24 protein-coding genes, 2 tRNA genes and 3 rRNA genes are annotated in these 25,947 nt (G+C 42.5%); 22 read left to right on the forward strand and 7 right to left on the reverse strand.

Features of this window, described 5'->3' with window-relative positions; all coding sequences use genetic code 11:
* Nucleotides 1–6 precede the first annotated feature (6 nt).
* The 9 genes from gspG to SJY38_RS00100 are packed head-to-tail and all read left to right on the forward strand — an operon-like array spanning nucleotide 7 to nucleotide 6,091.
* Nucleotides 7–429 (forward strand): type II secretion system major pseudopilin GspG, encoded by a 423-nt coding sequence (gspG, locus tag SJY38_RS00060; RefSeq protein WP_004588447.1) that lies wholly within the window; start codon nucleotides 7–9, stop codon nucleotides 427–429.
* A 50-nt stretch (nucleotides 430–479) separates the two neighbouring features.
* A complete protein-coding gene (locus SJY38_RS00065) occupies nucleotides 480–1,064 on the forward strand; it encodes a Tfp pilus assembly protein FimT/FimU (protein WP_054983937.1) in 585 nt (194 codons plus the stop codon).
* 2 nt (nucleotides 1,065–1,066) lie between these two features.
* On the forward strand, nucleotides 1,067–1,438 hold the full coding sequence (gene gspI / locus SJY38_RS00070) for a type II secretion system minor pseudopilin GspI (RefSeq protein ID WP_286741409.1): 372 nt from the start codon (nucleotides 1,067–1,069) through the stop codon (nucleotides 1,436–1,438).
* Nucleotides 1,439–1,441: 3 nt separating this feature from the next.
* Nucleotides 1,442–2,062 carry a type II secretion system minor pseudopilin GspJ gene (gene gspJ, locus SJY38_RS00075; RefSeq protein WP_004588444.1) on the forward strand — a complete coding sequence of 207 codons (621 nt, stop codon included), beginning with the start codon at nucleotides 1,442–1,444 and terminating at the stop codon, nucleotides 2,060–2,062.
* The gene (gene gspK / locus SJY38_RS00080; RefSeq protein ID WP_024032552.1) at nucleotides 2,062–3,048 is read left to right on the forward strand and encodes a type II secretion system minor pseudopilin GspK; all 987 of its coding nucleotides are present in this window, start codon (nucleotides 2,062–2,064) and stop codon (nucleotides 3,046–3,048) included. Before gspJ ends, gspK begins: the two co-directional genes overlap by 1 nt.
* Nucleotides 3,045–4,253 carry a type II secretion system protein GspL gene (gene gspL, locus SJY38_RS00085; RefSeq protein WP_286741411.1) on the forward strand — a complete coding sequence of 403 codons (1,209 nt, stop codon included), beginning with the start codon at nucleotides 3,045–3,047 and terminating at the stop codon, nucleotides 4,251–4,253. Before gspK ends, gspL begins: the two co-directional genes overlap by 4 nt.
* A complete protein-coding gene (gene gspM / locus SJY38_RS00090; RefSeq protein ID WP_138578558.1) occupies nucleotides 4,250–4,723 on the forward strand; it encodes a type II secretion system protein GspM in 474 nt (157 codons plus the stop codon). Before gspL ends, gspM begins: the two co-directional genes overlap by 4 nt.
* Before the next feature lie 3 nt (nucleotides 4,724–4,726).
* On the forward strand, nucleotides 4,727–5,485 hold the full coding sequence (locus SJY38_RS00095) for a type II secretion system protein N (RefSeq protein WP_286741413.1): 759 nt from the start codon (nucleotides 4,727–4,729) through the stop codon (nucleotides 5,483–5,485).
* Between the two features lie 18 nt (nucleotides 5,486–5,503).
* Entirely contained in the window at nucleotides 5,504–6,091 is a 588-nt protein-coding gene (locus SJY38_RS00100) for a UPF0149 family protein (protein ID WP_286741415.1), read from the forward strand.
* Between the two features lie 32 nt (nucleotides 6,092–6,123).
* On the opposite strand, the gene SJY38_RS00105 is transcribed toward SJY38_RS00100, so the two are convergent.
* A complete protein-coding gene (locus tag SJY38_RS00105; protein WP_004588438.1) occupies nucleotides 6,124–6,330 on the reverse strand; it encodes a hypothetical protein in 207 nt (68 codons plus the stop codon).
* On the reverse strand, nucleotides 6,330–6,689 hold the full coding sequence (locus tag SJY38_RS00110; RefSeq protein ID WP_004588437.1) for a hypothetical protein: 360 nt from the start codon (nucleotides 6,687–6,689) through the stop codon (nucleotides 6,330–6,332). Before SJY38_RS00110 ends, SJY38_RS00105 begins: the two co-directional genes overlap by 1 nt.
* A gap of 288 nt (nucleotides 6,690–6,977) precedes the next feature.
* Here SJY38_RS00110 and ccoG point away from each other — a divergent pair, with 288 nt between their 5' ends.
* Genes ccoG through SJY38_RS00135 form a run of 5 tightly spaced genes read left to right on the forward strand, consistent with a single transcriptional unit; the run spans nucleotide 6,978 to nucleotide 11,251 of the window.
* Complete coding sequence (ccoG, locus tag SJY38_RS00115; RefSeq protein WP_029773308.1) at nucleotides 6,978–8,408, forward strand: cytochrome c oxidase accessory protein CcoG; 1,431 nt, start codon at nucleotides 6,978–6,980, stop codon at nucleotides 8,406–8,408.
* Nucleotides 8,409–8,455: 47 nt separating this feature from the next.
* Complete coding sequence (locus SJY38_RS00120) at nucleotides 8,456–9,430, forward strand: serine/threonine protein kinase (protein WP_286741417.1); 975 nt, start codon at nucleotides 8,456–8,458, stop codon at nucleotides 9,428–9,430.
* A 30-nt stretch (nucleotides 9,431–9,460) separates the two neighbouring features.
* Nucleotides 9,461–10,084 carry a thiol:disulfide interchange protein DsbA/DsbL gene (locus tag SJY38_RS00125; RefSeq protein WP_024032543.1) on the forward strand — a complete coding sequence of 208 codons (624 nt, stop codon included), beginning with the start codon at nucleotides 9,461–9,463 and terminating at the stop codon, nucleotides 10,082–10,084.
* 18 nt (nucleotides 10,085–10,102) lie between these two features.
* Nucleotides 10,103–10,741, forward strand: a complete 639-nt coding sequence (locus SJY38_RS00130) for a thiol:disulfide interchange protein DsbA/DsbL (protein ID WP_004588433.1) — start codon at nucleotides 10,103–10,105, stop codon at nucleotides 10,739–10,741.
* Nucleotides 10,742–10,798: 57 nt separating this feature from the next.
* A complete protein-coding gene (locus SJY38_RS00135) occupies nucleotides 10,799–11,251 on the forward strand; it encodes a DUF523 domain-containing protein (protein ID WP_138542501.1) in 453 nt (150 codons plus the stop codon).
* A 10-nt stretch (nucleotides 11,252–11,261) separates the two neighbouring features.
* Here SJY38_RS00135 and trmA read toward each other — a convergent pair whose 3' ends face one another.
* On the reverse strand, nucleotides 11,262–12,359 hold the full coding sequence (trmA, locus tag SJY38_RS00140; protein ID WP_286741420.1) for a tRNA (uridine(54)-C5)-methyltransferase TrmA: 1,098 nt from the start codon (nucleotides 12,357–12,359) through the stop codon (nucleotides 11,262–11,264).
* A gap of 165 nt (nucleotides 12,360–12,524) precedes the next feature.
* Between trmA and SJY38_RS00145 the strand changes: the two genes are divergently transcribed.
* On the forward strand, nucleotides 12,525–13,664 hold the full coding sequence (locus SJY38_RS00145) for a DUF5610 domain-containing protein (RefSeq protein ID WP_286741422.1): 1,140 nt from the start codon (nucleotides 12,525–12,527) through the stop codon (nucleotides 13,662–13,664).
* Between the two features lie 65 nt (nucleotides 13,665–13,729).
* Nucleotides 13,730–14,527: a glutamate racemase gene (murI, locus tag SJY38_RS00150; RefSeq protein WP_286741423.1), complete on the forward strand. Its 798-nt coding sequence runs from the start codon at nucleotides 13,730–13,732 to the stop codon at nucleotides 14,525–14,527.
* Here the strand turns inward: murI and SJY38_RS00155 are convergent.
* Nucleotides 14,490–14,969 carry a hypothetical protein gene (locus SJY38_RS00155; RefSeq protein WP_004588429.1) on the reverse strand — a complete coding sequence of 160 codons (480 nt, stop codon included), beginning with the start codon at nucleotides 14,967–14,969 and terminating at the stop codon, nucleotides 14,490–14,492. The genes murI and SJY38_RS00155 overlap by 38 nt on opposite strands.
* Nucleotides 14,970–15,591: 622 nt before the next feature.
* Between SJY38_RS00155 and SJY38_RS00160 the strand changes: the two genes are divergently transcribed.
* The 5 genes from SJY38_RS00160 (at nucleotide 15,592) to rrf (ending at nucleotide 20,924) form a co-directional block, all read left to right on the forward strand.
* Nucleotides 15,592–17,127 (forward strand): 16S ribosomal RNA (locus SJY38_RS00160).
* Nucleotides 17,128–17,203: 76 nt separating this feature from the next.
* Nucleotides 17,204–17,280: transfer RNA gene (locus tag SJY38_RS00165), tRNA-Ile, on the forward strand.
* A 67-nt stretch (nucleotides 17,281–17,347) separates the two neighbouring features.
* Nucleotides 17,348–17,423 (forward strand) — tRNA-Ala (locus SJY38_RS00170).
* Between the two features lie 297 nt (nucleotides 17,424–17,720).
* A 23S ribosomal RNA gene (locus SJY38_RS00175) occupies nucleotides 17,721–20,607 on the forward strand.
* A gap of 202 nt (nucleotides 20,608–20,809) precedes the next feature.
* A 5S ribosomal RNA gene (gene rrf, locus SJY38_RS00180) occupies nucleotides 20,810–20,924 on the forward strand.
* The 16S, 23S and 5S rRNA genes sit together here with 2 tRNA genes alongside, the layout of an rRNA operon.
* Before the next feature lie 497 nt (nucleotides 20,925–21,421).
* Here rrf and recG read toward each other — a convergent pair.
* Genes recG through asnC form a run of 3 tightly spaced genes read right to left on the reverse strand, consistent with a single transcriptional unit; the run spans nucleotide 21,422 to nucleotide 24,749 of the window.
* Nucleotides 21,422–23,503 carry an ATP-dependent DNA helicase RecG gene (gene recG / locus SJY38_RS00185; RefSeq protein WP_286740638.1) on the reverse strand — a complete coding sequence of 694 codons (2,082 nt, stop codon included), beginning with the start codon at nucleotides 23,501–23,503 and terminating at the stop codon, nucleotides 21,422–21,424.
* A 60-nt stretch (nucleotides 23,504–23,563) separates the two neighbouring features.
* Nucleotides 23,564–24,250, reverse strand: coding sequence for a tRNA (guanosine(18)-2'-O)-methyltransferase TrmH (trmH, locus tag SJY38_RS00190; RefSeq protein WP_024032415.1), 687 nt, complete (start codon nucleotides 24,248–24,250; stop codon nucleotides 23,564–23,566).
* A gap of 40 nt (nucleotides 24,251–24,290) precedes the next feature.
* Nucleotides 24,291–24,749, reverse strand: a complete 459-nt coding sequence (gene asnC / locus SJY38_RS00195; protein ID WP_004588258.1) for a transcriptional regulator AsnC — start codon at nucleotides 24,747–24,749, stop codon at nucleotides 24,291–24,293.
* Between the two features lie 196 nt (nucleotides 24,750–24,945).
* On the opposite strand from asnC, the gene asnA reads away from it, so the two are divergent.
* Nucleotides 24,946–25,941: an aspartate--ammonia ligase gene (gene asnA, locus SJY38_RS00200; RefSeq protein WP_029773162.1), complete on the forward strand. Its 996-nt coding sequence runs from the start codon at nucleotides 24,946–24,948 to the stop codon at nucleotides 25,939–25,941.
* Nucleotides 25,942–25,947: the final 6 nt, after the last annotated feature.

Consider the following 25,947-nt stretch of genomic DNA (forward strand, 5'->3'; position numbering starts at 1 on the left):
ATTTACGTGAATAAACAATCAGGTTTTTCTTTACTCGAAGTAATGGTGGTATTGGTTATTATCGGGATGATTATGTCAATTGTGGCGCCTAATATTATGGGCCAACAAGAAGAAGCTGCTATCGATAAAGCACATCTAGATATTCAACAGCTTGAAGATGCAATGAGCTTATACAAGCTTAAAAATAAAAGCTACCCAAGCACAGAGCAAGGCTTAGAAGCATTGGTCAATAAAACCAGCATTGAGCCAATTCCAAAGCGTTTCCCTGATGGTGGTTTTGTAAATGAATTACCAGAAGATCCATGGGGCAACCCGTACCAGCTAATTAGCCCAGGTGAAATTGGCAAGTTTGATATTTTTTCAATGGGACCTGATGGCGAAGCCGGTACCGATGATGATATTGGCAACTGGAACGAAGACGAGCAATAAATGCGACTTAACCCAGCAGTATGGTTAAATACGATTGCACGAGGCTTACTATGCAAGTAAGCCTTAATCGTATGCGCGCCCACCACCTTGGGTTTAGCTTAATAGAAATTTTAGTGGTACTTACTATTATCGCATTTGCGACCAAAATGGTGGTATACAGCTTAGAAGGCGGTGCCGAAGATGAGCTTGATACACAAGCGCTTAGGCTGCATACCACCATTAACATGGCCTCTGAATTTGCTATTTTAAATCAAATAGAACTTGGCTTGATGGTTGAAGAAAACACCCTTGAGTTTTTAGTATTTGATGGCGAAAAATGGATTACCTTTGACCGAGAAGACCTTTACAAGCCCATTGAGCTGGATGAACGGTTAAAGCTCACGCTCAATTTAGAAGATTTAGCTTGGTCACAAGAGAACTTACTTGAGCAAGCTAATTGGCGTGAGCTAATGAGCGGCGGCGATGACGATAGCTTATTAGAGCTTGAAAAACTAAAAATACCGCAAGTCCTTATTTTATCATCTGGCGAGGTCAGCGCCTTTCAGCTTATTGTTGAATTAAAAGAGCAAAGCGAGCCTGTGTATTACATTGAAGGGGAATTTACAGCCCCTGTTAATTTGCGAAAAGAGCCATAATAATGAGGCTAAATAAAGGCTTTACCTTACTCGAAGTGCTTGTGGCGTTAAGTATTTGTGCTATGGCTGGGATTGCAGCTATGCAAGCAACCGGCGAGCATATAAATCATTTAACAGCACTTGAAGAGCAAACATATGCATCGTGGGTGGCAGAAAATGTGCTTGTGGTGCAGCGTAGTAAAGGTAAAGACTGGCAGGCTAAAAATGGCGCGCGCGGCAGCGAAGTAATGGCGGGCGTTGAGTGGTTTTGGAAGCAAGAAATAGCAAAAACTGCAGACAAAAGCTTTGTAAAAGTGACCATAAATGTTTTTAGCGACGAAAAATACGAGCAATCGGTGTACGAGCTTTCAACTTATTTAAATAAAGGCAGCTAATAAGTGAAGCAGCGCGGATTTACATTAATCGAAGTATTAGTTGCTATGGCTATTTTAGCGGTGGTGATTATGGCTACTCACCAAATTTTAGACTCAACCACCAAAGCAAAAGAAGCGTCTGATGAAAAAATAGCGGAGCTTAACGGCCTACAAACCGCATTTAGGTTAATGGATCAAGACTTTAGCCAAATGACTCAGCGCACTGTACGTAACGAAGCCGGTGATGCGCAAGAGCAATACTTACTAGCAGGGCGTTATATATTAGAAAGCCAATACGATGGTATTGCGTTTGTACGTGATGGCTGGGTAAACCCAATTAATTTGCTGCCTCGTTCTGAATTACAAGCCGTAGGGTATAGAGTGCTTGATGACAATTTAGAGCGTGTATACAGAGTGTATGTAGATCAGCTTGATAATATGGAGCCGCGGGTACAAGTTGTTTTAAAAGGTATCGAAGAGCTTAAATTTGAATTTTTAGATGCCAACAACGAATGGCAAGAGCAATGGCAAATAAAAGCCTTACCTAAAGCGGTTGCGGTTACTTTACAACAAATTGAGGCAGAGCCTATTCGTCGTGTTTTTTTAGTACCCGGGCAGGGCAAAAACAGCGGGGAGAGTAATTAATGAATAAGCGCGAATCACGCGGTGCCGCATTAGTTATTGTGCTGTTTATTGTTGCACTAGCCGCGATATTAGCCGTAGAAATGAGTGCTAATTTAATGGTGCAGGTTCAAAAAAGCACTAACCTGCAAGGTCACCAACAAGCAAAGTGGTATGCCTACGGCGGTGAAGAGCTGGCAATAAAGGCACTAAAGTTAAGTAAAGACGATGATCCTGACAAAACCTCGTTAGATCAGGTTTGGGCCACGCAAGGCGACACCCAATACCCTGTAGATAACGGTACTCTAAGCGGTAAAATTACTGACTTACAGGCGTGTTTAAATTTAAATGCATTAGGGGAAGCACCAGACCCAAACTCTACCAGCAAAACCAACCCTGCTCATAAAGCACTATTTGCATTATTAGAAAACATTGAAGATTTACCTGCCGAGGAAAGCGAAGAAGCAATGGCAGACAGTGTATTTGACTGGCTTGATGAAAACAGCATTACCTATCGTTCAGGCGCTGAAGAAGACGAGTATTTATCGCGTGATTACCCTTATATGAGCGCAAATAGTTTATTTGCATCACCTTCTGAGTTGCGTTTGGTAAAAGGTTTTAATCCGCTAGTAATGGAAAAGGTATTACCTTTTGTGTGTGTTATTCCCGGGTCTCCCTTATTATCGATTAACGTCAATACGTTACTTCCCGAACAGGCACTTATTTTAAGTGCCATGATTGACGAATTATCGTTATCGGGCGCAGAGGCCGTTATAGCAGCTCGCCCTGAAACCGGATTTGATAGCGTGGATGAATTTTTTTCCGAGGTACAGCAGCAAGGCGGTACAAATTTAGATTCGGTTAAAGAACTATTTAGTATTAACAGCGAATATTTTAAATTACAAACGCAGGCGACATTTGTCGATTTGCGTTTTTCGATGACCACATTACTTCATGCCAAAAATGGCGAAGTAACGATACTGGCGCGAAAATTTGGAGGCGTACAGTGACAGAAATACTGCTGATCCGCACGGGTCAAACAGAGCAAGATAAATTAAATTGGTTAATTTATTCACCACAAGAACAAGAAATAATTGCCAGTGGGGAATTAACCGATGCAAGCCGTTTAAGTGAGCTAAGTGAAAAAGCGCAAACCCGCGAGGTAGTGGTATTACTGCCTAGCGATCAGGTGCAGCTTAAAACAGTGGCGTTGCCGACTAAGTGGAATCGTAAGTTAGAGCAAGCGTTGCCATACATGCTTGAAGAAGACATTGCGTGCGATATAGACGAGCTATTTGTCGCAATTGGCGAGCCCACTATGATTAATGAGCAGCATGCAATTAAAGTTGCCTTAACTGACCGCGAGTGGTTTGAGGCTTGGCTTGCTTTATTTTCAGAGCATAACTTGGCGGTATACACCATTTTACCTGATGCCCTGCTACTGCCTACAGCCGATGATGATACATTAACCGCCATAGAGCTTAATAATCAGTGGTTATTTAAAAGAGGCGATTGGCATATTAGTGCCGTTGAGAATAGCTGGCTAAGGGATTACTTAAGTGCACTTGGCGAGCCGAGCGTAAAGCACTATAGCCCAGCTAATCAGTTTCCTGAATGTATTAACCTAATTTCGCAAGCAAGCGACTACGATTTACCATTGGCTTTATTTGCTAAACAACTTACCAGCGTTAAATTTAATTTACGCCAAGGTATGCACCAGCTTAAAAAGAAAAGTGCACTGTGGTGGGGTTATTGGAAAGGCGCAGCCATTATTACCGGTGTTGCTTTATTTGCTACCATTGCTATAAAGCTTGTTGAACTAAATCAACTTAACTCGCGTGTTGAGCTTGCTAAAGCCCAGGTAGTGGATAGATACCAAAAAGCATTCCCCGGAACTAAAGTACGTCCTAACTTAATTAAAAGCCAAATCAGGGGCGCGCTTAAAACCATTAATGGCGAAAGTGAAGCTGGATTTTTAGATTTGACCAGCCAATTGGTTGGCGTTTTTTCGCAAGTAAGCGAATTTACGCCAGAAACCCTACGTTACGATAAACGCCGTAATGAGCTGCGAATACGCGCACGCGCAAAAGACTTTCAAACGTTTGGTAAAGTAAAAAGTATACTTGAGCAACAAGGGTTAACGGTTGAACAAGGGTCGTTAAATAACGATGGCGATTTTGTCGTAGGCGAAATTAAACTGCGAGGTGCAGTATGAAAAAGCAAATAATGCAATACTGGCGCTCTTTAAAAGAGCAAGAGCAGCAATTGATTATGGTTGCTGGTGGTATATTTGTTGTTTTTGTTTTAGTAATGGGGATTTTTAGACCTCTAAATAACGCCATAGATAAAGCTAAAAAGTCGTACGTCACTCAGCAAGAGCTGCTCGTATGGGTTGATGAAAGCATAGTAAAGTTAAAAGCGGCGGGTAACACGCAGGCAATTAGCAATCAAAATATTAGCCAAGTGGTTAATTCAACGCGTAGTCGTTACCGTATTACTATTAGTAAAATGCAGCCTAACGATAACTCGTTACGTTTAACGCTTGATTCGGTAGAGTTTAATCAATTAATAGAATGGTTAGACGAACTGGTTAATCAGCATGGCTTAACAGTAGAGAACCTTGATTTAAGCAAAGATGATAAATCAGGGTTTGTACGTGTAAGCCGCTTAGTACTAGAGAAGTAATTAATGAAAAAAATAATAATATTATCAGTGGTATTTTTTATTAGTTTTATTGTGTTTTGCATAATGAAATTACCAGCGGCCATTGCGTTAGACCTAGCTAAGCCGTACTTACCAAAACAGCTTGAAATAGGGCAAACCGTAGGAAGTGTATGGCAAGGTCAAATGATGCAAGTGCGCTATCAAGACGAGCAGCTAAATAATGTACGCTGGGATATTGCTGGCTGGCAGTTATTTACGGGTAATTTAAATGCTAACTTAAAATTTGGTAATCCGCGTGAGCGTAGCGATATTTCGGGCTATGCTGATGTGAATTACGGATTATTTAACAATGTGGTTAAAGTTACCGATGGTTTAATTCGCTCGACCGTAGAGCGTGCCATGCAACGTATTGCACTACCTATACCAGCTACGGCTAAAGGCCGAGTCATTTTAGAGCTTAACGAGTACACCTCAGGTGTACCTTATTGTGAGTCATTAAAAGGCGAGATTGCTAGCCCAAATATAGATGTTAAAGGCTTTAATGGCTGGTTTAATATAGGGCCACTGAGTGGCATGTTAAGCTGTAAGTCGGGCGATATAGCTATTTTGGTCGACCCAGATAACACGTTAGGCCTTGAAGCCGACGCAACACTTAAAGCTAACTTTGACTTTAAAGTTGCAGGCTATGTTAAACCTGATGCCAGCTTACCAAAAGATGTACACGACGCGGTTAAGTTTTTAGGCCGCCCCGATACACAGGGCCGCTACCCACTAAATTTTTAATGTAATAAAAGAGATTTAATGCAATTACCACAGTTTAACGAACAACACGCACAGCAATTAAGTGCATTTTTAAGTACTCAACCTCAGGCTATGTCATTAACACAAAGCCAAGGCTATCTATTTGGGGTTATTTGTTCGCCAAGCCCATTAGAAGTTCACCAGTGGTTAGCGCATATAGTGCCTAATACGGCTAACGATTTAGACGAAGAAATACTGTTTTTATTTATGGCGTTGTACCATCAAATTAGTGAGCAAGTATTTGAAACCGGTTACAAGTTACCCGCCAATTTTGACCTAGACTATACCCAAGCGTGGAGTGAAGGTTTTTTACGTGCTACTCATGAGTACGCACAACCTCTATTAACAGCTCCCGCTTTAGAGCCTCAGTACAAAGAAGCACTAGAGAGTGCGCTAAGTACGCTTAGCTTTTTTGCTGTGGATGAGCAAACAAGAGTGCAAATTGCGCAGCAAAATAGTATGACACTCGAAGCCTTATATCAGTATCAGTACGAATCAATGGGCGACTTTGCATTAGGTTTTGCCGAGCTTATTGAGGTGGTAGCCATAAACAGTGGGCTGATTACAGATGAAGGGTGGGAAGAGTAGCCTTTAGGTATATTAAACGGCGCTTAGAATAATTAAGCGCCAAGTTCTAAAATAATATCAGTGCAGCCTTTTTTACACTTAACAACGCCTTTACCCGGCTCGCTGGTGGCTAAATCGAGTGTTAACACCTCGCCGCACTGCTCACAATGCAAGGTTTTTCCTTGCGATAGCTTTTTAAGTATTGTGCGCTGTTTATGAAAAGAGTCACTCGCTTTTTTGTTTAACTGCGAAAAATCCACTACTTAGCTCTCTTTTGTTCTAATGCATCCGATACAATTTTACACACTGTATTTAAACGCTCTTCGTAAAAATATAAATTTAGGTCGCGCTCGCGGCAATAACGTAAATGAAATAACTGCACTGAATCATCAGTGGTAAAGGTTTTTTCAATATATTCGTGTTCAGACTCAGAGAGCTTTAACGCACTGCTAATGCGGTTTTTAGCCATATTGGCTGCTGGGCTACGGTTTATTTTGCTCGCATCACTTAAAAAACCCACACCTTCACCTAATAGCTTTTCGCGGGGCTCTTTAACTAATGGGTGATCAATAGTAAAAAACGCAAGGATCAGAATGACCAATATAATAAACTTTTTCATGAATGCGTAAACCTTGATCTTAATGGGGTAAATTTAGCAAGCAGTGTAATAAACTGCACTTTAAAAGCAAGTAACTGAGATGAATAAATTATTAGCAATCTATACCTGTAATTTTAGCCAGTATTGTTATAATAGCCAACAGCAGTTAGATATTTCTGAAATATCTGAAAGTATTCAAACAGCTGATTATTTAAACTAATCACACTTACCATTAACGAACTACAGTTACAGTATAGAATACGCACATATTGCTACGTTTTTATTTCCAAGCGGCGTTGAGGAACTTCGATGGACAAGCAAATTAAAGTAAAGAATATACCTGCAGAGGTTAAAATCCAACAACCGGATTTAAGCCGTCAAGACGACAGGTTTAACCCACGTAACCGAATTTATGTTCGCGCAGTAAAAGGGCTTCATCAGTTACTTAGACAGCGTATAGGCTTTTTAGGCATGCTTGCCTTTATGCTTTTGCCTTGGATAAATTTTAATGGCCAGCAAGCTGTGTTATTTGATTTAGTTGGCCAAAAGTACAATATTTTTGGGCTAACGCTGTGGCCGCAAGATTTCACTATATTAGCCTTTATATTTATGTTGGCCGCGTTTGCACTCTTTTTGGTTACTACCTTTTATGGCCGAGTATGGTGTGGCTATACCTGCCCGCAAACTGTATGGACCTTTATATTTATTTGGTTTGAAGAAAAGTTTGAAGGCACAGCGAATCAGCGTAAAAAGCTAGATCAACGCCCGATGGACTTTGATAAGTTTTGGCGAAAAACAGCAAAGCACACCAGTTGGGTTTTATTTGCCTTATATACGGCTATTTCGTTTGTCGGATACTTTACGCCTATCCGTGAATTACTCCCTGACTTTGTTACCTTTAATGTAGGTGGTTACGCGCTGGTAAGTATTATTTTCTTTGCAGCGTGTACTTACGCTAATGCAGGGTGGATGCGTGAAATTATGTGTTTACACATTTGCCCCTATTCACGTTTTCAATCAGCTATGTTTGATAAAGACACTTACACCGTAACGTACGATGAAAAACGCGGCGAAAGCCGGGGCCCACGTTCGCGTAAAATTGCCCACGAAGATTTAGATATGGGCGATTGCATAGACTGTAACTTGTGTGTACAGGTGTGCCCTACAGGGATAGATATTCGTAATGGTTTGCAAGCCGAGTGTATAAACTGTGGCGCATGTATTGATGCCTGCGATGGTGTAATGGATAAAATGGATTACCCGCGGGGTCTTATTTCTTATACTACTGAGCGTAATCTCGAAACACCTGAAAATAAAACCAACCCACTGCGAGCTAAAATCATAGGTTACACGGTCATACTGGTGGTGCTTACCAGTGCGCTGGTGGCTAACATTGCATTTAGAAAGCCTATGGACTTTGACATAATACGAGACCGTAACCAACTGTATCGAGTTGACTTTAATGGCTTGGTAGAAAACACCTATACATTAAAAGTAATCAACAAGGCGCAGTACGAGCAAACCTTTAATATTGATGTTCAAGGCCTTGAAAACTTTAAGTACATTGGCAAGCAAACATTTACAGTGCAAGCAGGGCAATCGCATAATGTGCCACTGTCACTTGTGATGGACCCGTATGATTTAAAAGCGCCAATGACGGAGTTTAACTTTGTACTTTCACCGGTTAATGACCCCGATGAAAGCATATCGCAACCGAGTAACTTTTTTAAAGCGCGATAAACACACTAACAAAAGCGGGGTAACCCGCTTTTTACATTAAGAAGCCCATGAGTAAATTTAGTTTTGAAGATTTAACGCCCGACTTAATTCTCGATGCGATAGAAAGCGTTGGTATATATGCAGAGTCAGGTTTATTAGCACTTAACAGCTACGAAAACAGAGTCTACCAATTTAAGGCGGAAGATGGCCTGCGCTACGTTGTTAAGTTTTACCGACCAGAGCGCTGGAGCAAAGCGCAAATACAAGAAGAGCACGACTTTGCATTTGAATTAGCCGAGGCCGAAGTACCCGTTGTTGCACCTATTAAGCACAGCGGAGAAAGCTTATTTGAGCACCAAGGTTATGTATTTGTGTTATTTCCAAGTGTAGGCGGGCGACAATTTGAAGTTGATAACCTGGATCAGCTTGATGTAATGGGTCGTTTAATTGGCCGTATGCATCAGGTGGCTAAAAGCAAAGCATTTGAGCACAGACCTACCTTTAGCTGCGAAGAATATTTGCATACAGCTAAAGTTCATCTGCAAAAAAGTAATTTGGTACCTATGGGGATCAGCACGGCTTTTTACACCATATTGGACTTGGTTATTGAACAAGCGCAAGCACAGTATAAAAATGTGCAAGGGATCCGCTTACATGGTGATTGCCACGCAGGTAACATTTTGTGGGCAGGCGAAGCACTTATGTTTGTTGATTTAGATGACGCTCGTCAGGGGCCGGCCATTCAAGATTTATGGATGATGCTCAGTGGCGATCGTCAAACACAGCTGTTACAGTTAGACACCCTTGTAAATGCGTATGAAGAGTTTTGTGATTTTGACCACACTCAACTCAAATTAATTGAACCGCTTCGTGCAATGCGTATTATTCACTATATGGGTTGGGTAGCTAAACGATGGAGTGATCCTGCGTTCGTACGGAACTTTTCATGGTTTGCTGAAGACAAATACTGGGAGCAACAAATTTTAGCGCTTAAAGAGCAGTTTGCAGCACTGCAAGAAGCTCCGCTGAAGTTATTGCCATAAAATTTTATTTAAAAAGTACACGAGATACCAATGCTTAAAAAATTGAAACTGAGCCTACTACTTTTATGTTTACCATTTGCAGCCCTTGCTGCACAGTTTGAAGCCGATAACCAGTATACTGTTATTGATGTAGAAAAAAGCGCAGAGCCGCAAGTAACCGAATTTTTCTCGTTTTACTGTCCGCATTGTTTTAAATTTGAGCCTGTTGCAAAGGCAATTGAAAAAAGCCTACCTGAGGGCACTGAATTTATAAAAAATCACGTTAACTTTTTAGGCGGTGTATCACCACAGGCACAAAGCAACTTAAGCTACGCCTACTTAATCGGTAAAAAGCACGGTCAAGCACAAAGTATCAGCGACCAAATTTTTAAAAGTATTCATGTACAGCGCGCACCTTTAACGCAAATGAAAGACGTTAAAAAGCTGCTTGAAGTTAACGGTATCGATAGTGCAACGTTTGATCAAGACATTGCCAGCATGCCAATTATTTCAGCTGAGCGTGCAATGCAAGATAAACAAAACAAATATTCAAAACTAGGTGCGCTAACTGGTGTGCCTACCTTTATTGTAAACGATAAATATAAAATAAACATTAACACCATTAATAACCAGCAAGAACTGAATGAGTTAGTTGCTTTTTTACTAACACTTTAATCTCGGAGAACAATAACAATGATCAAATTAGTTAAAGCAGGTTTACTTGCATTACTATTGCCTATGGCTGCGAGCAGTGTAGCCGCCACTTATGAAGAAGGCGTACATTACGATGTAGTTGCTGAGCGCGCGACTAAAAAGCCAGAAGTAAAAGAGTTTTTCTCATTTTATTGCCCTGCTTGTAATAACATGGAAGCGTTAATTGGTGAGTTTAAGCCAAAGCTAGACAAAGACGTTAAATTTAAAAAGAGCCATGTTGATTTTGTCGGTGTTCGCGATCCAGAAAACCAACAAATGATGAGCCAAGCGCTGGCCACTGCGGAAGTACTTCCACAAAAAGATAAAATTGTTGCGGCTATTTTTAATCACATTCACACTAAGCGCGCTAAATTTAACGAGCTTGCAGATGTAAAAGATGTATTTGTAGCGCAGGGTGTTGATGGCGATAAGTTTGATAAACTATACAAAAGTTTCTCGGTACGTACATTAAGCTCTAAAATGAAGCGTGACCAAAATTACTTTAAAGAAAAAGGCGCGCTACGTGGCGTACCAACCTTTATCGTAAATGGTAAATACAAATTAAACCTAGGCCGTGAGTCTGGTATTACCGCGCCAGAAGATATTAGTAAATTAATTAATTATTTAGCGAACAAGTAAGGTTTGCTAAAACAAAAAAGCTCCGTAAGGAGCTTTTTTGTTTATAGGGATGTAGTAATGGAAAAAATATTAATATCGAGTTGTTTATTTGGCTTACCTGTTCGATACGATGGTAAAAGCCAAGCATTATTACACCCGCAAATTAATGTATGGCGTAAAGAAAATAGGTTAGTTATGTTTTGTCCTGAGGTGGCTGGTGGATTGCCAACACCTAGAGCATCAGCAGAGATAAAACAAGGCAGAGTAGTAACGAGCACTTATGAGGATGTAACTAAAGAATTTAAATCAGGTGCAGCTAAAGCCCTAGACTTATGTAATGAGCATGCAATTCGTTTTGCTTTACTTAAAGAGTCGAGCCCTTCGTGTGGTAGAAATACAATTTACGATGGTAGCCATAGTGGGGTAAAAGTACAGGGCATGGGTATGACTGCTAAGTTGCTGATGGAGCATCAAATTGAAGTGTTTAGTGAAAATCAAATACCAGCACTTATAAAGGTGCTGGCATTATAATATTAACTCACTATTTTCTTTGTAAGAAAACACCCGATTCTATGTGATGCGTATAAGGGAACTGATCAAATATCGCAAAGCGCTTAACATTATGAGTACGGGTTAAATGATCTAAATCGCGCTCAAGCGTTTCTGGGTTGCACGATATATAAATAATGTTCTCGTAGTTGGCTACTAAGTCACAGGTAAGGGTATCCATACCTGCGCGTGGAGGGTCGACTAAAATAGTTTGGCAATCGTAACTTTTTAAATCTATCCCCTCTAAACGCGAAAAGGTACGTTCGCCATTCATTGCCTGGGTAAACTCTTCACTCGACATACGAATTATATCTAAGTTATCTACCTTATTTTTAGCAATGTTGTATTGCGCTGAATGCACAGAAGACTTAGATATTTCAGTAGCCAATACGCGATTAAACGAACCCGCCAATGCAATAGAGAAATTACCATTACCACAGTAAAGTTCCAGCAGATCATTACTCAGTGGTTTACATAAGTCTTGTGCCCACTCCAGCATTTTTATATTCACTTTAGCATTAGGTTGCGTAAAGCTATTTTCTACTTGTTGATAAATAAGCTCCTGGCCGTTTATGGTTAAACGCTCAGTAACAAAATCATTGCCTAGTACTTCTTTTTGTTTGCGCGCACGACCGATAAAGTCAATGTTGTATTTGCTGCTCAGTTTTTCTTTCAGGGCTTTTATTTCAGTTAGCCACTGCTCATCGAGTGGTTTGTGATAAAGCAAGCTTACTAAAATCTCGCCACTTAATGACGATAAATAATCGATTTGAAACAGCTTACGGCGTAATACTTCACACGACTTTAAATTATCAATCATCACCTGCATAACCTCACCAACTAATGGCGCGGCAGGGTCAAAGGTGTCGACGCGAATTTTTTCTTTCGTGGCCTGATCAAACATAATATGAAATAGATCGTCCCCATCGTGCCATACTCTAAATTCAGCACGTTGGCGGTAGTTAATTGGCTCTGAGCTAAACACCTCTAACGCTTGCACACCAAATCGCTTAAATTGCGACGTAATACGCTGCTCTTTTTCATTTAGCTGCGTATCGTACTGTGTGGTATCTATTTTAATCACTGCCATTAATGCTACTACCTTATTTATGAGATCTATTTATCGGCGCTATTGTAGGGAGCGAGCAGTATTTGTCTAGTTTTGCTGATAATAAAGTTGCTGTTTTTTTAAACATGCACTTTAGTTTTGTCACTATTAGCCGATAATAAGCTAAGTACGTAACGGAGGTGGATCATGAAAATCGGTAATTATGGCTATACGCCAAACAACAACGTAAACAAATTCAATAATAAAGAGGCGCTACAGCAGCCAACAATCCAATCTCCGCAAGAAAGTTCATTACAGCGAGGCAGAGAACTTGCTGCAAAAGTGCTTGGCGACAAAATGGCAGAGCAGCTAGGTTTACCTGTTGAGCAAAAACAAGCCGATAAACCTTTATTCGATTTTGATGAAATAGTAAAAAATGTACTCGACTTTGTATCTGGCGCAGTTAATAAAGCCAAAGCCAATGGTGCCGATGACGATAAATTAAAAAATATGTTAGATGATGCGCGCTCAGGTGTTCAAACCGGTATAGACGAAGCGGTTGATGAACTAAAAGGCACCGGTGTATTTAACGAAGAAATGCAAGAGGGCATCGACAAGTCAAAAGAAGGCATTTTTGAGGGGCTTGATGAGTTTGAGCAAACCCTATTTAACCCACAAGCGGCCAGTGTTAGCGTAAGCCAAGCACAATATGTAAGCATGAGCAGCAATGCCGAGTATAAGTTTACAACGGCCGAAGGTGATGAGGTCAGTATTAGCTTTGCTGATGCATATGAGTCTCAAACAGCGAGCGGGTATCAACAAAGCAATAACAGCGAATCGTTTGCCAGCTCGTCGTCGCAATCTCGAGAGCTGTCTTTTTCAATGTCAGTTAATGGTGATTTAAACGAGCAAGAGCAAGATGCCATTAACGCCATGATGGAAGAGCTACAAGGTGTAAGTAAAACATTCTTTAGCGGTGATTTGGATGAAGCATTTGAAAAAGCACAAGAACTGAGCTTAGGCAGTGAGCAACTTGTTGCATTTTCAATGGACCTTCGTCAAACAAAAACAGTCGCTACCGTTAAAAGTTATGAGCAATATCAGCCAAACCCAACAAAAGAGGTAGCCGATGCGATCGCACCTTTTAATGACGATCTAAAAAATGCATTTGATAAAGCATCGCAACTAGGCCTACAAGATCAGCTTGCCGGTATTATAGAGTGGCTAAACCAAGATCAAGCAGCGGTCGATCAGCTAGTTGATTACACACAGGCAATGTTTGAAAACCTAAACCAATTAAATTCAGCGGGCGATGCACTCGACGGGCTAAAGTCTGAGCAAAGCTAAACTACTTTCTTTTATAAATACCTCATGGCAAACTGCCGTTCTTAATAAACAGTAGGAACCAAAGTTTGTCAGCCCACATAATGGTATTTGATTCAGGTATAGGTGGCACCACCGTGCTTGAGCATATTCAAAAGCGTATTCCAGATGCACAGTACAGCTACTTTATGGATAATGCGTTACTCCCTTATGGCGCGCAAACCCAGCAAACTATTATAGGGCGTTTATGCTCACTCATTTATTTTATTGAGCAAAACGCGCTTAATGTCGACCTTATTGTTATAGCCTGCAATACAGCCTCTACATCAGCCTTAAGTGAAGTACGCAAAATTACATCAATACCTATTGTAGGCGTAGTGCCAGCAATAAAGCCTGCTGCTGAAGTAACTAGCACAAAGCACATCGGCTTATTGGCAACCCCCGCCACAGTTGCAAGCCCCTATACTCATACATTAATAAAAGAGCATGCCAGCAACGTAACAGTGAGTTTATATAGCAGTGTTGAGCTGGTGGCATTGGCAGAGCAGTTATTTTTCACTCAGCAGCTAGATACACTCAAACTGCATAAAGAGCTTACGCGTTTGCGCATTAACTCAGATATAGATGTACTTGTACTAGGTTGCACACATTTCCCAATTCTTAGCGATGCTATACAAGCGTACTTTAATAACGCAGTGCAATTACTCGATTCAGGCGCGGCCATTGCTAGCAGAGTAAACTACCTACTAGAGCAGCATAACTTTGGAAATAAATTTACAGACAAAAAAAAGCCGCTGCAATATTATGCAACGGCTGATGTTTTGAGTAATAAGCTAGCTATAAAGCACGTTACACTGATTGATCCGTCTCAGTACGTAAAGAGCTAGAATCATCTTCTTGTTTTTGTTTTGCCTCACGTACTTTTAAAGTACGCTGTTGGAACTCACTATCGTTTAACTTAGCAATTGCATTGTCTGCATCTGCCTGTGCCATTTCAACAAAACCAAAGCCACGACGTTTGCCAGTATTTTTATCCTTTAATAGGCGCACGTTGAAAACTTTACCTTGTTCTTCAAACAAAGCGCGAACAACACCTTCATTTGCACGATAAGGAAGATTACCAACATAAAGTGTTTTTGTTTTAACTTCAGCTTCTTCACCACCTTCCGATGATATTGCAGCAATAGCAATCCCACCAATTAATAAACCAGCACCAAATAGCAATGCTGGGCTTAAAGCTAAGCTGCCTAAAGCAAACTCAACAATAACAAAACCAACTACAGCAAGAATAACAGAGAAGATAAAAGATTTTTGATCGGGTAATTTCATTTTAGATCTACCAATAAACAGGAAATAAACATTAATTTAACATTGTGAACTTGCTATCTTAACGTCTTAAACGAACATAGCAATGAAATTTATATTAAATAATAAAAATCAGTATAAAAAAGCATCATCTTAGCCAGTGATTTAGCTAGTTTTATGCTGTTTTGCTCTATTTTTGTTCGAACAGTAAAAAGATCTAAAAAAAGGGTTGATCTGTTTTCGGATCTCCCTATAATGCGACCCCACTGAGACGGGGAACGCCAACGCATAGCGAGGCAGAGCTGCTCACAGAGTTAAGTAAAACTTCGGTTTTAAATCTTCTAAAAAGAAAGTTTAAAATTAAGTGTTGACTCGAAAAATAAAGGATGTATTATACGCATCCCTAGCGACAACGTCGCAACGTTCTTTAACAATATAAAGCAATCATCTGTGTGGGCACTCGTACAGATTGAGTTCTAACAGCCAAGCTACTTAGGTAGTGAGGCAAACAAATTTAGAGTCTCAATTGAAACTGAGTGACCAACAGAATAATTACTTAGGTAGTTATTCAGCACAGTCAATTCAATATCAAAAGATATTAAATAAATTCAGAATTCATTGAGCTGTCGAAAGACACAAAACTTTTTAATTGAAGAGTTTGATCATGGCTCAGATTGAACGCTGGCGGCAGGCCTAACACATGCAAGTCGAGCGGTAACAGAAAGTAGCTTGCTACTTTGCTGACGAGCGGCGGACGGGTGAGTAATGCTTGGGAACATGCCTTGAGGTGGGGGACAACAGTTGGAAACGACTGCTAATACCGCATAATGTCTACGGACCAAAGGGGGCTTCGGCTCTCGCCTTTAGATTGGCCCAAGTGGGATTAGCTAGTTGGTGAGGTAATGGCTCACCAAGGCAACGATCCCTAGCTGGTTTGAGAGGATGATCAGCCACACTGGGACTGAGACACGGCCCAGACTCCTACGGGAGGCAGCAGTGGGGAATATTGCACAATGGGCGCAAGCCTGATGCAGCCATGCCGCGTGTGTGAAGAAGGCCTTCGGGTTGTAAAGCACTTTCAGTCAGGAGGAAAGGTTAGTAGTTAATACCTGCTAGCTGTGACGTTACTGACAGAAGAAGCACCGGCTAACTCCGTGCCAGCAGCCGCGGTAATACGGAGGGTGCGAGCGTTAATCGGAATTACTGGGCGTAAAGCGTACGCAGGCGGTTTGTTAAGCGAGATGTGAAAGCCCCGGGCTCAACCTGGGAACTGCATTTCGAACTGGCAAACTAGAGTGTGATAGAGGGTGGTAGAATTTCAGGTGTAGCGGTGAAATGCGTAGAGATCTGAAGGAATACCGATGGCGAAGGCAGCCACCTGGGTCAACACTGACGCTCATGTACGAAAGCGTGGGGAGCAAACAGGATTAGATACCCTGGTAGTCCACGCCGTAAACGATGTCTACTAGAAGCTCGGAGCCTCGGCTCTGTTTTTCAAAGCTAACGCATTAAGTAGACCGCCTGGGGAGTACGGCCGCAAGGTTAAAACTCAAATGAATTGACGGGGGCCCGCACAAGCGGTGGAGCATGTGGTTTAATTCGATGCAACGCGAAGAACCTTACCTACACTTGACATACAGAGAACTTTCTAGAGATAGATTGGTGCCTTCGGGAACTCTGATACAGGTGCTGCATGGCTGTCGTCAGCTCGTGTTGTGAGATGTTGGGTTAAGTCCCGCAACGAGCGCAACCCCTATCCTTAGTTGCTAGCAGGTAATGCTGAGAACTCTAAGGAGACTGCCGGTGATAAACCGGAGGAAGGTGGGGACGACGTCAAGTCATCATGGCCCTTACGTGTAGGGCTACACACGTGCTACAATGGCGCATACAGAGTGCTGCGAACTCGCGAGAGTAAGCGAATCACTTAAAGTGCGTCGTAGTCCGGATTGGAGTCTGCAACTCGACTCCATGAAGTCGGAATCGCTAGTAATCGCGTATCAGAATGACGCGGTGAATACGTTCCCGGGCCTTGTACACACCGCCCGTCACACCATGGGAGTGGGTTGCTCCAGAAGTAGATAGTCTAACCCTCGGGAGGACGTTTACCACGGAGTGATTCATGACTGGGGTGAAGTCGTAACAAGGTAGCCCTAGGGGAACCTGGGGCTGGATCACCTCCTTATACGATTTAGAACTTATTTGTTCGTAGTGTCCACACAGATGATTGTTAATTGTAAAGAGAACAACACTTATTGTTTGGGTCTGTAGCTCAGTTGGTTAGAGCGCACCCCTGATAAGGGTGAGGTCGGTGGTTCAAATCCACCCAGACCCACCACTTCTTATTAATCTTATCACTGAGATTAAAATGAAGTCGGATAACAAACAATAAGACCAGCATATGTGGGGCTATAGCTCAGCTGGGAGAGCGCCTGCCTTGCACGCAGGAGGTCAGCAGTTCGATCCTGCTTAGCTCCACCACTTTACTTCTTAAAAATAAATATTCTTTATCGGGTAGCAACATCACCTGAGAATAGAGTGTGTTTAATTTTGAGAAGTTTTTGATTCTCTGCTCTTTAAAAATTTGGAAAAGCTGATAATAAAATTCTGATAGATACTTTGTATTTATCAAGAGTTTTCAAAAGTAAAAAAGAATGATAGCAGTATCATTCAGTGCCAATTTAATCATTTATGATTAATTGGTATCTACTTTAGTATTCAATATTAACTTCTGGCGAAGTTAAACTGTCACATAACAAAGACCCGTTTGGGTTGTATGGTTAAGTGACTAAGCGTACACGGTGGATGCCTTGGCAGTTGGAGGCGATGAAGGACGTATTAACTTGCGATAAGCCTAGTCAAGCTAGTAAAAAGCGCTTGAGACTAGGATTTCCGAATGGGGAAACCCACCTGCTTGCAGGTATCGTTAACTGAATACATAGGTTAACGAGGCGAACGCGGAGAACTGAAACATCTAAGTACCCGTAGGAAAAGAAATCAACCGAGATTCCGATAGTAGCGGCGAGCGAAATCGGAACAGCCCTTAAGCTTATTATGTGTTAATGGAAGGCTCTGGAAAGTGCCACGATACAGGGTGATAGTCCCGTACATGAAAACGCATTTTAAGTGAAATCGAGTAGGTCGGAGCACGTGAAACTTTGACTGAATATAGGTGGACCATCATCTAAGGCTAAATACTCCCAACTGACCGATAGTGAACCAGTACCGTGAGGGAAAGGCGAAAAGAACCCCTGTGAGGGGAGTGAAATAGAACCTGAAACCGTGTACGTACAAGCAGTAGGAGCCTACTTGTTAGGTGACTGCGTACCTTTTGTATAATGGGTCAGCGACTTATATTTTGTAGCGAGGTTAACCGATTAGGGTAGCCGTAGGGAAACCGAGTCTTAACTGGGCGAATAGTTGCAAGGTATAGACCCGAAACCCGGTGATCTAGCCATGGGCAGGTTGAAGGTTGAGTAACATCAACTGGAGGACCGAACCCACTAACGTTGAAAAGTTAGGGGATGACCTGTGGCTAGGAGTGAAAGGCTAATCAAACCGGGAGATAGCTGGTTCTCCCCGAAATCTATTTAGGTAGAGCCTCGGACGAATACTTACGGGGGTAGAGCACTGTTAAGGCTAGGGGGTCATCCCGACTTACCAACCCTTTGCAAACTCCGAATACCGTAAAGTAATATCCGGGAGACACACGGCGGGTGCTAACGTCCGTCGTGAAGAGGGAAACAACCCAGACCGCCAGCTAAGGTCCCAAAGTCATAGTTAAGTGGGAAACGATGTGGAAAGGCCCAGACAGCCAGGAGGTTGGCTTAGAAGCAGCCATCCTTTAAAGAAAGCGTAATAGCTCACTGGTCGAGTCGGTCTGCGCGGAAGATGTAACGGGGCTAAACTATGCACCGAAGCTGCGGATTCATCTTAAGATGAGTGGTAGGGGAGCGTTCTGTAAGCGGTTGAAGGTGTACCGGGAGGTATGCTGGACGTATCAGAAGTGCGAATGCTGACATGAGTAACGATAATGCGGGTGAAAAACCCGCACGCCGGAAGACCAAGGGTTCCTATCCCATGTTAATCAGGGTAGGGTAAGTCGACCCCTAAGGCGAGGCCGAAAGGCGTAGTCGATGGGAAACGGATTAATATTTCCGTACTTGGTATAATTGCGATGGGGGGACGGAGAAGGCTAAGCAAGCATGGCGATGGTTGTCCATGTGAAAGTGAGTAGGCTAGCGACTTAGGTAAATCCGGGTTGCTGTTAGGCTGAGACACGAGACGAGCACCCAAGGGTGTGAAGTTGCTGATGCCATACTTCCAGGAAAAGCCTCTAAGCTTCAGATTATACCGAATCGTACCCCAAACCGACACAGGTGGTCAGGTAGAGAATACTAAGGCGCTTGAGAGAACTCGGGTGAAGGAACTAGGCAAAATCGTACCGTAACTTCGGGAGAAGGTACGCTCCTATCTGTGATGAGACTTGCTCTCTAAGCGGACGGGAGCCGCAGTGACCAGGTGGCTGGGACTGTTTATTAAAAACACAGCACTGTGCAAAATCGCAAGATGACGTATACGGTGTGACACCTGCCCGGTGCCGGAAGGTTAATTGATGGGGTTAGTTTTCGGACGAAGCTCTTGATCGAAGCCCCGGTAAACGGCGGCCGTAACTATAACGGTCCTAAGGTAGCGAAATTCCTTGTCGGGTAAGTTCCGACCTGCACGAATGGTGTAACCATGGCCACGCTGTCTCCACCCGAGACTCAGTGAAATTGAAATCGCAGTGAAGATGCTGTGTACCCGCGGCTAGACGGAAAGACCCCGTGAACCTTTACTACAGCTTGGCACTGAACATTGAACCTACATGTGTAGGATAGGTGGGAGACTTTGAAGCAGCGACGCTAGTTGTTGTGGAGTCGTCCTTGAAATACCACCCTTGTAGTTTTGATGTTCTAACGTTGGCCCCTGAATCGGGGTTACGGACAGTGCCTGGTGGGTAGTTTGACTGGGGCGGTCTCCTCCCAAAGAGTAACGGAGGAGCACGAAGGTTGGCTAAGTACGGTCGGACATCGTACGGTTAGTGTAATGGTAGAAGCCAGCTTAACTGCGAGACAGACACGTCGAGCAGGTACGAAAGTAGGTCATAGTGATCCGGTGGTTCTGAATGGAAGGGCCATCGCTCAACGGATAAAAGGTACTCCGGGGATAACAGGCTGATACCGCCCAAGAGTTCATATCGACGGCGGTGTTTGGCACCTCGATGTCGGCTCATCACATCCTGGGGCTGAAGTCGGTCCCAAGGGTATGGCTGTTCGCCATTTAAAGTGGTACGCGAGCTGGGTTTAGAACGTCGTGAGACAGTTCGGTCCCTATCTGCCGTGGGCGTTTGAGAATTGAGAGGAGTTGCTCCTAGTACGAGAGGACCGGAGTGAACGAACCGCTGGTGTTCGGGTTGTCATGCCAATGGCATTGCCCGGTAGCTACGTTCGGAACTGATAAGCGCTGAAAGCATCTAAGCGCGAAGCAGGCCTCGAGATGATTTCTCACTAGACTTTTAAAGTCTCTGAAGGGCCGTTGAAGACTACAACGTTGATAGGCAAGATGTGGAAGTGGTGTGAGCCATTAAGCTAACTTGTACTAATTACCCGTGAGGCTTAACCATACAACGCCAAACGCGTTTTGTGACAGAAACAAGCGACAGAAGTTAATAGCTAAAGTAGATAAATACTTAGACTTAAAAAATATTATCAGAGTTTTCCAGATTTATGAGGTGACTCTTAGCGCGTAGCGTTAACATTGAGGCACCTTGCGCAAAGGAAATAGTAGCACTACGTGCTTATCATTACTCCTTTGCACCTAATTTGCTTGGTAACCATAGCGTTTTGGACCCACCTGACCCCATGCCGAACTCAGTAGTGAAACGAAACAGCGCCGATGATAGTGTAGCATTTGCTATGTGAAAGTAGGACATTGCCAGGCTCCAAATAAGAGAAACCCGTTGCAGCGATGTAACGGGTTTTTTGCTGCCTGGGATTTAATAAATAGCCGAACTCAGTAGAAAAACGAAACAGCTCGAGGGCGAGCCCTACGAAAGGCCGACCCGACACAATGATAATGTAGCATTTGCTATGTGACTCTCTACCGCTGTGGGCACTACGACATTGCCAGGCTCCAAATACAAGAAAGCCCGACTCGCAAGAGCCGGGCTTTTTTACGTCCGCAGAAAAGTTAAATGCGGACAATTAATGCACACTCATCTACTTCGTCGAGTGAGCGGAGCGACACCCGACGCTAAAAAACATCGATTTATAGTATTCTTATTTCATGAGTGGGATTACCAGATATTGCTCACAAAGTATCCACCCCCACCGTAGCGTGGGTTGAGTATCACGAAACCCGCGGATAAGGCTCGCCGCACATCTTTGTATGGTAAATATAGCGTTTCAGCAGTGAGCTTTACGAGTACTTTAGCGTAATTATGCTTGTGCGAAGTTAGATTTATTACCTAGCCAGCGATGAATTAAGGGGTCTATAAGGTCGGGGTTTTGCTTTAGCATTTGTTGAGCAATGGGCCTGACTTGATTTAGCGTGTGTTTATCTCGAGTAAGATCCGCTATTTTAAATTCTGCTAAGCCAGTTTGTTTAGTGCCGAGCACTTCACCTGGCCCACGTATTTCTAAATCTCGCTCTGCGATGACAAAGCCATCGTTACTGTCTCTTAATACACCTAAACGTTTTTGAGCGGTGTGAGAAAGAGGGGCGTGATATAACAGTACGCAATGCGAAGCGGTGGCTCCTCGTCCTACGCGCCCGCGTAATTGATGTAATTGTGCTAATCCTAAGCGCTCAGGATTTTCTATGATAATTAAACTGGCATTAGGTACGTCTACACCTACTTCTATTACAGTTGTTGCAACAAGCACGTGAATATTGCCTGCTTTAAAGTCGCTCATGATCGCTTGTTTTTCAGCGGCTTTCATACGGCCATGGACGAGCCCGACATTAAGCTCTGGCAACGCCTCTTTTAATTGTAATGCGCTGTCTTCAGCTGCTTGGCATTGTAGGGCTTCTGATTCGTCAATAAGGGTACATACCCAATAAACCTGTCTGCCTTGTTCATTACAGGCAAGCTTAACACGGTTTATTATATCGTCTCGGCGTGTATCAGGAATGGCAACAGTGGTTATAGGTGTGCGCCCAGGTGGTAACTCATCTATTACTGAGGTTTCTAAATCGGCATAGGCCGTCATAGCCAATGTACGCGGAATGGGGGTTGCGGTCATGACTAACTGATGAGGATAACAATTACCAAATTTGCCTTTCTCACGCAGTGAGAGGCGTTGATGAACACCAAAGCGATGTTGCTCATCGATGATAATCAATACTAAGTTATTAAATTTTACCTCGTCTTGAAATAGCGCGTGCGTTCCTACTATCATTTGCGCTTCCCCTGAGGCGATTTTTTCAAGTGTATTAGTACGCTCTTTTCCTTTAGTTTTACCGCCTAGCCAGGCAACGTTAATCCCAAGACTTTCAAACCATTGCTTGAAATTTATTCCGTGTTGTTCAGAAAGGATTTCTGTAGGTGCCATTAGGGCAACTTGAAAACCTTGTGCTATTGCTGTTAATGCACTTAATGCTGCAACCAGTGTTTTACCTGAGCCTACATCACCTTGTACTAATCGCATCATGGGGTAGGCATGCTGTAAATCCCCTTTTATTTCGGCTACAACTCTATTTTGTGCATTAGTCGGTGCAAAAGGGAGTTGCGCTAAAAATTGGCTCTCTAATGTATTTGTAGGGCTTAGGGAAACTGCACTTACTTGCTGCCCTTGCTCGCGTACTTTTAATAAGCTTAAGTTTTGGGCAAGTAGCTCTTCAAATACTAAGCGTTGTTGTGCCGGGTGCATGCCTTGTTCAAGCGAGATAATATCAACATCATTCGCAGGGCGATGAAGTAGTAATAAAGCGTCACTTAATTGCATATGTGAGGGTTGCCATTTTTCAGGGATAAGCTCTTCAACAGAATACTTATGTAATAAATCGATGGCTTGTTCACTTAAGGCTCTAATTGATAATTGTTTTAAGCCTTCGGTGGTTGAATACACGGGGGTTAGTGTTGCAGCGGTTGGTTGCTCGTTTGGGGTATCGCTAATGCTGTATTCTGGGTGGCTCATTTCAAAACCAACGCGCCCGCGTCTTACTTCACCAAAGCAACGGATTATTTTGCCACTGCTAAATGCGTTTTTTTGCGCTGCTGTAAAATTAAAAAACCGTAAAGTAAGCCTACCTGTACCATCGTTTATTTGCACCACTAACATACGCCGTTTACCAAAGGTCACTTGGCTTGTTTCTATTGTTGCCTCAACAGTGCAGTGGCTGTGTAAAGTAACATCGTTAATAGCATAAATACGGGTACGATCTTCATAGCGTAAAGGCAAATGAAAGAGCATATCTTGCACGGTAGCTATACCTAGCTTTTGTAGGCGTTCGGCCATTTTTGGTCCTACCCCTTTAAGTTCTGTAATAGGGTATTGGCTTAAGCTAGGTTTAGACAATGTAGGCTCAAATCTGTTTATTTGTGAATGAGTTAAGTGTACTCACAGGTTTGCTAAGCATCAAGCATGTTTTAAAGCTTGCCAAAACTGCTCGTTAGCGACTATTTCACCTTCTTCATCGAGTGGTGGGTAAGGTAGGTTTTTTAATCTACATTGTTTAGCAATAACTGGGTGATACCCTTCAAAATACATAGGGTGTTTAATCTCTTCACTTAGCATATCGCGCTTATATAGCCCTGCTTTTTCTCGTTGTTGCTGTGCTTCAAATAAAATAAGCGCAGCAGCTACTGATACATTAAGTGACTGCACCATGCCTTGCATAGGAATAATAATGTTTTGATCGGCGTGTTTTAGCGCGCGCTCAGAAATTCCCGTTTTTTCTTGGCCAACGATTATAGCTGTGGGTTTTGTGTAATCGATTTCTCTAAAATCTACAGCATCTTCGCTCAAGTGTGTTGCTAGTATTTGTACATCTGGGTTGTGCTTTCGCATCATCGCAGCAGCATCATCAATATTTTTATGCAGGTGTGTTTCTAGCCAGTTTTTACTACCGCCAGAAGTATTATTGGTCAGCCATTTTTGGTTTTCTGGCCATACAGCATGCACATGATGGCAACCTACTGCATCAGCACTTCTTACAATAGCTGAGAGATTATGATGTTTATGTACGTCTTCTAGGCAGACCGTTAAGTCTGTTTGGCGACGTGAGAGCACGTCTTTTATTCGTTGGTAGCGATTTTGCTGCATGGTGATCCTCTTTTTTGATAATTATACGTAATTTTATCTATTAAGGCATTACTGTGCGGCTAATTGGATTTTGCAAAGAGATTAGGGTCTCGGTTGATTGAATCGCTTCTATAGCTTGTATTTTATTAATGAGCACGTCTTGCAGATGGTCGATAGACTTGGCCATTACCTTTATAAAAATGCTGTAGTTACCCGTGGTGTAATAAGCTTCAACTACCTCTTCTAATGCTTCTAGTTTAATCAGTGTTTCTGGGTAGTCGCGAGCGTTGTTTAAGTTAATACCAATAAAGCAACATACATCGTAACCTAGTTGCTTTGTACTAATGCTTAATTGGGTGCCGGTAATGATGCCCGCTTGTTTCATTTTTTCTACGCGTACGTGAATTGTGCCGGCACTTACAGCAAACCGTTTAGCTAATTCTGCGTAGGCTGTACGGGCATTGGCCATTAGAGCGTGAAGTATCTGTTTATCGAGATTATCGATTTGATAATTTTCCATTATTTTTGCTTACTTAAATTAGTGAATCTACATTTTTATACCGTGTAAATTAATCGATTTTGCATATTAAAGCTATTTTTATTATGGGTTATTGAATTAAAAGTTTAAATCGTTACAGTAACCTCATTGAAGACGCCTACAGGGTGTTTTCTCATTAATAAGCAAGTAACAATAACTGGGAATGAGGCCAATTATTATGAGTTCACACTATGTGCAGCAACAGCAGCAAATAAGTAAAGTTAAGCAGTTTTTTTCACAGCAATTAGAGCAGCAACTAGGGTTAGTTGAAGTTCAGGCTCCTATTTTGGCCAAAGTAGGTGATGGCACACAAGATAACCTGAGCGGCCACGAGAATGCAGTTGCTGTTAACGTAAAAGCAATTACCGATAGCAGCTATGAAGTTGTTCATTCGCTTGCTAAATGGAAACGTAAAACGCTAGCGACTTACGGCTTTTCTGTAGGTGAAGGTATTTATACACAAATGAAAGCGTTGCGCCCAGATGAAGACTCATTAAGCCCAATACATTCTGTTTATGTTGATCAATGGGATTGGGAAAAGGTAATTTGCCAACGTACTGAACGTACGCTCTCTACATTACAAGACACTGTTAAAGCTATTTATACTGGCATTAAGCAAACAGAGCAGTTTGTAAGTGAAAGCTTTGGTATAGCCCCATTCTTACCTAGTGAAATCACGTTTATACACAGTGAGCAATTACGCAAAATGTACCCTGAATTTAGCGCAAAGCAACGCGAAAAAGCCATTGCACAAGAGTACGGTGCGGTGTTTTTAATTGGTATTGGGGGGGCATTAGGTGATGGCAAAATCCATGATGTACGCGCTCCAGATTACGACGATTGGTCTACCCAAACGATTGACGGATACACAGGATTAAATGGCGATATTTTAGTGTGGAACCCTGTGTTAGAAGATGCCTTTGAAATATCATCTATGGGTATTCGTGTAAGCCCTGATGTATTAAAAGCGCAATTGAGCATAACAGGCGATGAAGAACGCCTAGCATTCGATTGGCATAAAGCATTATTAGAAGAGGCTTTCCCACAAACAATTGGTGGCGGAATAGGGCAATCGCGCTTAGCAATGTTATTACTGCAAAAGCAGCATATTGGACAAGTGCAAGTAGGTGTATGGCCAAAGCAAACGCACGATACGGTAAGTGGCTTACTGTAAATTATG

The sequence above is a fragment of the Pseudoalteromonas sp. R86517 genome, from assembly GCF_042466295.1.
Lineage (GTDB): Bacteria > Pseudomonadota > Gammaproteobacteria > Enterobacterales > Alteromonadaceae > Pseudoalteromonas > Pseudoalteromonas atlantica.

Bases quoted from the DNA above. Each gene is read 5' to 3' on its own strand.
- trmH (WP_024032415.1), bottom strand. From the start codon at position 24,250: ATGCAGCAAAATCGCTACCAACGAATAAAAGACGTGCTCTCACGTCGC.
- trmA (WP_286741420.1), bottom strand. From the start codon at position 12,359: ATGGCAGTGATTAAAATAGATACCACACAGTACGATACGCAGCTAAAT.
- SJY38_RS00110 (WP_004588437.1), bottom strand. From the start codon at position 6,689: ATGAAAAAGTTTATTATATTGGTCATTCTGATCCTTGCGTTTTTTACT.
- SJY38_RS00065 (WP_054983937.1), top strand. From the start codon at position 480: ATGCAAGTAAGCCTTAATCGTATGCGCGCCCACCACCTTGGGTTTAGC.
- gspI (WP_286741409.1), top strand. From the start codon at position 1,067: ATGAGGCTAAATAAAGGCTTTACCTTACTCGAAGTGCTTGTGGCGTTA.
- gspM (WP_138578558.1), top strand. From the start codon at position 4,250: ATGAAAAAGCAAATAATGCAATACTGGCGCTCTTTAAAAGAGCAAGAG.
- gspK (WP_024032552.1), top strand. From the start codon at position 2,062: ATGAATAAGCGCGAATCACGCGGTGCCGCATTAGTTATTGTGCTGTTT.
- SJY38_RS00145 (WP_286741422.1), top strand. From the start codon at position 12,525: ATGAAAATCGGTAATTATGGCTATACGCCAAACAACAACGTAAACAAA.
- SJY38_RS00095 (WP_286741413.1), top strand. From the start codon at position 4,727: ATGAAAAAAATAATAATATTATCAGTGGTATTTTTTATTAGTTTTATT.
- SJY38_RS00125 (WP_024032543.1), top strand. From the start codon at position 9,461: ATGCTTAAAAAATTGAAACTGAGCCTACTACTTTTATGTTTACCATTT.
- asnA (WP_029773162.1), top strand. From the start codon at position 24,946: ATGAGTTCACACTATGTGCAGCAACAGCAGCAAATAAGTAAAGTTAAG.
- ccoG (WP_029773308.1), top strand. From the start codon at position 6,978: ATGGACAAGCAAATTAAAGTAAAGAATATACCTGCAGAGGTTAAAATC.
- SJY38_RS00100 (WP_286741415.1), top strand. From the start codon at position 5,504: ATGCAATTACCACAGTTTAACGAACAACACGCACAGCAATTAAGTGCA.
- SJY38_RS00130 (WP_004588433.1), top strand. From the start codon at position 10,103: ATGATCAAATTAGTTAAAGCAGGTTTACTTGCATTACTATTGCCTATG.
- asnC (WP_004588258.1), bottom strand. From the start codon at position 24,749: ATGGAAAATTATCAAATCGATAATCTCGATAAACAGATACTTCACGCT.
- SJY38_RS00155 (WP_004588429.1), bottom strand. From the start codon at position 14,969: ATGAAATTACCCGATCAAAAATCTTTTATCTTCTCTGTTATTCTTGCT.
- SJY38_RS00120 (WP_286741417.1), top strand. From the start codon at position 8,456: ATGAGTAAATTTAGTTTTGAAGATTTAACGCCCGACTTAATTCTCGAT.
- SJY38_RS00135 (WP_138542501.1), top strand. From the start codon at position 10,799: ATGGAAAAAATATTAATATCGAGTTGTTTATTTGGCTTACCTGTTCGA.